This window comes from Ruminococcoides sp. (genome assembly GCF_057037865.1).
This window is the reverse complement of record NZ_DBLZMS010000001.1, coordinates 360,557-367,360: the sequence shown is the minus strand read 5'-3', so window position 1 is coordinate 367,360 and position 6,804 is coordinate 360,557. Positions and strand designations below refer to the sequence as shown.

Genomic DNA, 6,804 nt, shown 5'->3' with positions numbered 1-6,804 from the left:
TTGATAATATAGAAAACAAAATATTTATCAAGAACAATCTCAATAGAATTAAGAAGTATCGTACTAAGTTATCTAATGATATATATAGCAATATTACACTTTTTATAAATGTTGTTATTGATCCTATTTTGGAAGATGATAATTATTTTGATTTCTTGCAGATAAATGAATTTGGACATATAAATGCCAAAGGAGCTTTTGAAATCAATTCTATGCATTCTTTTGAATTGATGTATTTTTTGATGTGCGAATATACAATACATCTAAAAAAAATGTTAGATGCATTTGCAGAAAAATATTTATTCTTGAGAATTGATGGATGATATTTTTCCCCCAACAACTAAATGCAAAGATTAAAAATCTTTGCATTTAGTTACCTTATAAAACAAATTTTACAGCCTTACATATCAGGCAGAAAGGTGGCTATTATGTCTTTAAAAAAACTTTCACTCTTCCAGTATTTTGATATAGATACATGGTTGGCAAAAAAGAAACTGATGACCGCAGGAGTTCAAGAATGGAGGGACTTCGAAACGCAAAGGGTGCTCGGAACAAAAATTGATGTAGTCATAGTTTCCGATGAAACAGATTACGGAAATTCAGACGGAAATGTTGTGAATAATCTTTATGAGAAACTGTCTGTAAAAATCCCTGCAAAGCTCAATAATGTTCCGATGAATACAGTTATCCGCTTAGTTAATCCTGAAGCAGTTGTATATGGTGAATATAGAAATGCACTCAGTATTACCGCAGAAAATATTGAAATAGTTGGTAAGTAATTAAAACTATGCTGGTCTGCAACCCTGTAAAAGGGTTGCAGACTAAGCATTATTAACTTGATTATCAGGTGATATTATTCCATGAGCGTTATAAAGCGTAAAATTGATGTGCCCGATACAATTGATTTATATACTACTGCTACATTAAAAACTATGGGTAATATTCAAGAAATTTCGTTATCCAGTAACAGGAATAACGGGAAAACTATTGTACCTTTATCTAAAGAAGAATTTGTAGTAGTATCTACAGGTGAAGTTAAAAAAGTACAGCACCACGCATTAGACCGAACAGAGAATTTGCGTAATCTAGAAAAAAGTATGCGTAGTTTATCGGATTTAATAAATTCAAATATAACTTTTGATAATGCAGAACAATGCAGATTTATAACTTTCACCTACAAAGAAAATATGAGAGATTCTAAGAAACTCTATAATGATTTTAAAAACTTTAATAAACGCTTTAAGAGGTTTTTATCTAAAAAGGGTTACAAATATGAGTACATTATAACAGTTGAAGCACAAGAACGAGGTGCATTTCATCTGCATGGGATATTTATCTTTAATAGGAAGGCTCCTTATATTGATAATAAAATTGTTGCTGATATATGGGGATTGGGCTTTGTATCTATTAAATCAATAGATAAGAATATTGACAATATAGGTAAATATCTTACTGCATATCTAACTGATTTCCCGATTGATAATGATTTAGAAGTTTCTCCTGAAATAGTTGGAGGAGAAATAAAAGAAATATCTGTTATGGGTAACAGGAAAAAGATTATAAAAGGTGCAAGATTAAAAATGCTCCCTGTTGGAATCAGATTGTTTCGGCACTCTAGAGGAATCAAGAAACCGACAGTTTGTAGATTGCCTTATGGAGAAGCAATAGAACTTGTTTCAAAACAAGGTTTCACAAAGGTAGGTGAGTATGCATTGGAGATTTTAGATATTGAACGAGATTTTAAAAGTAATTATGTAAAACAAATATACAAAAAGCACATCAACACATATGAATCTATCTGTTAGGGGGTGACATAATTTGAAAAGATTATTTGGTGAAATAAAAATAATTAGATTATCCAAAGGATTTGAAAACATAAAGAATAAACGAGTAAAAGCAGTAATGCCTTTAGCTTTTCTAACTGCTGTGATTTTGTTGTGGTTCATTGCAAAAGATAAAATATTAAACGATGTTTTATTATGGATTTTTGACTTTATACTGATTGTTTTTTCAATCATTGGAACTTTGCTTATTATCTCATTTTTAGGTACTCCTTTATCAGCTAAAAGAATTGAGATGTGTTTAAGCAGTATTGGATTTAAGGATAGATTTGGAGAAACACCGCTTTTGTTATCAAGATTCAGACAAGCAAAAGCAGAAGTATTTGAATTTTATTCTCCTACAATACCAATTACCGAATACGAGAAAAAACGTTCTGATATTGAAACCGCCCTTAATGTTCGTATAGTAAGCATTGAATCAGGAAAAGACTTTCAGCATGTGTTTATAAAAACAGTGACAGCGAACAAAGAATTTCCGCAAATACTTATGTGGGAAAATAAATATTTATCTGAAAAGGAAAGTGTTTTGTTACTTGGAGAAAGCCAGCTTGATAAGGTAATGACAGATTTAAAGGTAACTCCGCATATTTTAATAGGCGGTAGTTCAGGTTCGGGAAAATCTGTTTTGCTAAAACTGGTTCTAATGCAATGTGTTGAAAAAGGTTTTGGAATTTACATAGCTGATTTTAAAGGCGGAGTGGATTTTTATGGAATATGGAAAAGAAAATGTAATATAATCACTCAACAAGAACAACTTATAAATCGTCTTGAATACATTGTGGAAGAACTCAACAGCCGTAAACAGTTATTTATTGATTGCGAGTGTGCTAACATTGAACAATACAATAAACTGACCGATTGTAATTTTCACAGAATAGTTTTTGCTTGCGATGAAATTGCAGAATTGCTTGATAAAACAGGGCTTGATAAAGAAAGCAAGGTTCAGATTGCAAAAATTGAGAGTTTGTTATCAACAATAGCAAGGCAAGGCAGAGCCTTTGGAATACACTTGATTTTAGCTACTCAAAGACCTGATGCCGATATTCTCAAAGGTCAGATAAAAAATAATATCGACTTTAGAATTTGCGGTAGGGCTGACAAGGTGCTTTCTCAGATTATTCTTGATAACCCTGACGGAGCGGAGAAAATTCCAAAGGACAAGCAAGGTATATTCCTTACGAATACAGGTGTGCTGTTTAAGGCTTATTATTTTGATGATAGCGAATGGTGATTATATGAAAAAATTATGTGATTATGGAGAGGTGCTGACGGTTAAAGATGTTCAGAATATTTTAGGTATAGGCAGAAATGCCGTATATACAATGCTTAAAAACGGAACGCTGAAATCCAAAAGAATCGGCACTAAATACATAATTCCAAAGAAGAGCATACAAACATATTTGAATAGCTGTTTTTAGCAAAAAATCTTGAAAGAGCCAACTGTAAATGGTATTATTATATCAGTTATGGTTGGCTCTTTCGGAAAGGAAAGTAATGAATAAGAATAGAGTCAATGGAAGCATAGTTGAGAAAAACGGAATTTGGTATGCTCGATTATATGTAACTGATGAAAACGGAAAAAGAAAGCAGATTTGGCGTACAACAAAACTGCCTGTCAAAAATAATAAGAGAAAGGCAGAAGCGTTTTTGCAAGATCTTATTGAACAGTACAGCAAGGAGTGTAAAACCTTCTACAGTGAAATTACTGTTGCAGATTATTTTGAATTGTGGCTGAACGATATTAAATTAGAAGTAAGACCAAATACTTACCGAAATTACAAAGGAAATATGGAAAAGCACATTATCCCATATTTTCGTGAAAAAGGTATACGATTACAGGAACTAAAACCTTGCGATTTAACGGCTTACTACAAATTTAAAAATAATACAAACAGCAAACTTGAAAAAGCTGAACCGCTTTCTCCTCGCACAATACAGCACCATCATCAAAATATTTCAAAAGCACTGAATGACGCTGTGGAAAAGGGTTACATAAATTTTAATCCTGATGTTAGTTCCAAAAGACCAAAGTTGAAAACTTTTAATGCAAAGTTTCTAAATCAAAAACAGATTAACAATATGCTGACGGCTATTGAGAATGAAATAATTTATTTGCCTGTCTTACTGTGTTCGATATATGGATTGCGAAGAAGTGAAGTTTTGGGCATTAAGTGGAGTTGTGTGGATTTTGAAAATAACACCATTCATATTTGCGAAACTTTACAGCAAAGCACAAAGGAACTCACGGGCGAATCAAATTATACCGATGATACTAAAAATGCAAGCAGTAACAGAACAATGCCGTTAATTCCTGTTATAAAAGAAAAACTTCTTGTTCAAAAGCAATGGCAGTTTGAAAACAAGAAGGAATTTGAAGAATTGTATTCTGATAGTGATTTTGTATTTACGCACGAAAACGGTTCAGTTATGACACCGAATTATTTAACAAAGAATTTTCGCAGAATAGCTGACAGTTTGGGTTATTACGGCTTGCGTTTGCACGATTTAAGGCATAGTGTGGCAAGTAATTTGCTTAATAAAGGTTTTTCTTATGTCCAAACAGCTGAATGGTTAGGACACAGTAATCCGTCAACTACTTTTCGTTTTTATGCTCATGTTGATAAAACTTCTAAAATTGCAATAGCTTCTGATTATGAACAGATTTTTAGAGAAGAAAAAAGTCGAAAAGTTGTAGAAAAATCAGCCAAAATTGTAGAAATCAATAGCTACAGGGCAAATTTAAAAATCCTTGATAAATAACAAAAACACCTCAAAAACGGCTTGCGTATCGCCTTTTTGAAGTGCTTTTAAATGGCAGGGGCAGAAGGACTTGAACCCTCGGCACGCGGTTTTGGAGACCGCTGCTCTACCAACTGAGCTATACCCCTATATTAATTTCAACCGATGAAATTATGAAGGTCAGTTTTGTGAACTTACTTATAAATTTCAACGCAAGATAGATTATATCACCGTTCAGTCGATTTGTCAACACATTTTTGTGAAATTTGACATTTTGAGCCGAGCGGTGATTTTTTCAATATCTGCAATACAAATGTTCAGACCAAATCACTCAGTTTCTCTGATTTCCTGCGGATTTTCGGGGAAGCCTTCAATTTGGAAACGGAGTCCGCAGGTGGGGCATTCAAGGTACGGCTTGCCGTTGTTGAGGTTGTCCTGAATAATCATCATTTCGCTTTCGCAGAATGGGCAGAGTTTATTATTTTCGCTGTTCATATTTTTACCTCCGAGTGGATTGTTTTCGATATAACTTAATTATACCTTTAAGCGGTAAAATGTCAACCGAGATATTAAAAATGTATAGGCAAGAGGGTTGGATTTTAACGGCTTTTGTGCAAATTCCGCTTTACAAATTGACGAAAAAAGACTAAACTATATCTATACTTCTGCGTTGCAGAATATACAATCTCATTCAAGGTGATTATTATGAAAAAAGAAAATATGGCTATGCTGTGTGACTTCTACGAATTTACAATGTCAAACGGCTATTTTAAAAACGGTTTTTATAAAAAGAATGTCTATTTTGATGTGTTCTTCCGCAAAGTTCCCGACAACGGCGGTTTTGCGATTATGGCAGGTCTTGAACAGGCTATTGAATACATCAGGGAACTTCATTTTGAAGACGAGGATATCGAATATCTCAAGAGCAAGGGCATTTTTGACGAGCAGTTTCTTGAGTATTTGAGAAATTTCAAATTCAGCGGTGATGTTTATGCAATTCCCGAGGGAACTCCGATTTTCCCGAACGAGCCTGTTATGACAATCAAAGCGCCTGCAATTGAAGCTCAGCTTGTTGAAACATTCCTTCTCCTCACAATCAATCATCAGACTCTCATTGCGACAAAGGCTAACAGAATTGTCCGTGCCGCTCAGGGCAGAGCCGTACTTGAATTCGGTTCACGCCGTGCTCAGGGTGCAAATGCCGCAGTTGACGGCGCAAGAGCCGCATATATCGGCGGCTGCAAGGGTACAGCCTGCACACTTACAGACGAGCTTTACGGCGTTCCCGCCGGCGGTACAATGGCACATTCATGGGTTCAGATGTTCAACAGCGAGTATGACGCTTTTAAAACCTACTGCGAAATGTACCCCGATAATCCTACTCTCCTTGTTGATACATACAACACATTAAAGAGCGGTGTCCCGAATGCCATTAAGGTGTTCAAGGAGGTTCTTCTTCCGCAGGGTAAGACCAAGTGTGCAATCCGCCTTGATTCGGGCGATATTTCCTATCTTTCAAAGAAAGCAAGAAAAATGCTTGATGACGCAGGTCTTACTGAATGTACAATTACTGCGTCAAACGCTCTTGACGAGTACCTTATTCGTGACCTTATGATGCAGGGCGCTCAGGTTGATACATTCGGCGTTGGTGAAAGACTCATCACTTCATCAAGTTCGCCTGTATTCGGCGGTGTTTATAAGCTTGTTGCCGTTGAAAATGACGGCGGTGAAATTGTGCCGAAAATCAAGGTCAGCGAAAATACAACCAAGATTACAAATCCGCACTTCAAAAAGGTTTACCGCTATTTTGACAAGGACAGCGGCAAGGCTATTGCCGATGAGCTTTGCATTTATGATGAGGTTGTTGACGATTCAAAGCCGAGAACAATTTTCGATCCGAATGCAGTTTGGAAAACAAAAATGCTTGATAACTATACCGCAAAGGAACTTCTTGTGCCAATCTTCAAAAACGGCAAGTGCGTGTATGAGTCACCGTCAATTGAGGAAATCGCAACCTATTGCCGTGAGCAGATTGACCTTCTCTGGGACGAGGTTAAGCGTTTTGAAAATCCGCATAACTATTATGTTGACCTCTCAAAGAAACTCTATGACATCAAGGCTCTTTTGCTCAATATCTATGAAAAGTGATTTTTGATTAATCTTTAATTAAAAATCTGAAAATTGAAAAGTAAAATTTACGGTCGGGTAGTTCGTCTATCCGACC

Annotated in this window: 8 protein-coding genes and 1 tRNA gene; 7 read left to right on the top strand and 2 right to left on the bottom strand. The window is 35.3% G+C overall.

The annotated features are described in order from the left end of the window. The 6 genes from AC2HW8_RS01715 to AC2HW8_RS01690 all read left to right on the top strand — a co-directional run. Positions 1-323 (top strand): hypothetical protein (locus AC2HW8_RS01715; RefSeq protein ID WP_484327069.1); only part of this gene is annotated, 323 nt, incomplete at its 5' end. A 105-nt stretch (positions 324-428) separates the two neighbouring features. Next, positions 429-779, top strand: coding sequence for a hypothetical protein (locus AC2HW8_RS01710; protein ID WP_117521470.1), 351 nt, complete (start codon positions 429-431; stop codon positions 777-779). A gap of 81 nt (positions 780-860) precedes the next feature. After that, complete coding sequence (locus AC2HW8_RS01705) at positions 861-1,805, top strand: rolling circle replication-associated protein (RefSeq protein WP_484327068.1); 945 nt, start codon at positions 861-863, stop codon at positions 1,803-1,805. Between the two features lie 13 nt (positions 1,806-1,818). Further along, entirely contained in the window at positions 1,819-3,072 is a 1,254-nt protein-coding gene (locus tag AC2HW8_RS01700; protein WP_484327067.1) for an FtsK/SpoIIIE domain-containing protein, read from the top strand. Positions 3,073-3,076: 4 nt separating this feature from the next. Continuing rightward, entirely contained in the window at positions 3,077-3,259 is a 183-nt protein-coding gene (locus AC2HW8_RS01695) for a helix-turn-helix domain-containing protein (protein WP_181971392.1), read from the top strand. A 76-nt stretch (positions 3,260-3,335) separates the two neighbouring features. Then, positions 3,336-4,601 (top strand): tyrosine-type recombinase/integrase, encoded by a 1,266-nt coding sequence (locus AC2HW8_RS01690; RefSeq protein ID WP_484327066.1) that lies wholly within the window; start codon positions 3,336-3,338, stop codon positions 4,599-4,601. Positions 4,602-4,653: 52 nt separating this feature from the next. On the opposite strand, the gene AC2HW8_RS01685 is transcribed toward AC2HW8_RS01690, so the two are convergent. Beyond that, positions 4,654-4,729 (bottom strand) — tRNA-Trp (locus AC2HW8_RS01685). Positions 4,730-4,907: 178 nt separating this feature from the next. Further along, the gene (locus AC2HW8_RS01680; protein ID WP_015523284.1) at positions 4,908-5,075 is read right to left on the bottom strand and encodes a hypothetical protein; all 168 of its coding nucleotides are present in this window, start codon (positions 5,073-5,075) and stop codon (positions 4,908-4,910) included. Positions 5,076-5,285: 210 nt separating this feature from the next. Here AC2HW8_RS01680 and AC2HW8_RS01675 point away from each other — a divergent pair, with 210 nt between their 5' ends. Further along, positions 5,286-6,728: a nicotinate phosphoribosyltransferase gene (locus tag AC2HW8_RS01675; RefSeq protein ID WP_015523285.1), complete on the top strand. Its 1,443-nt coding sequence runs from the start codon at positions 5,286-5,288 to the stop codon at positions 6,726-6,728. Positions 6,729-6,804: the final 76 nt, after the last annotated feature.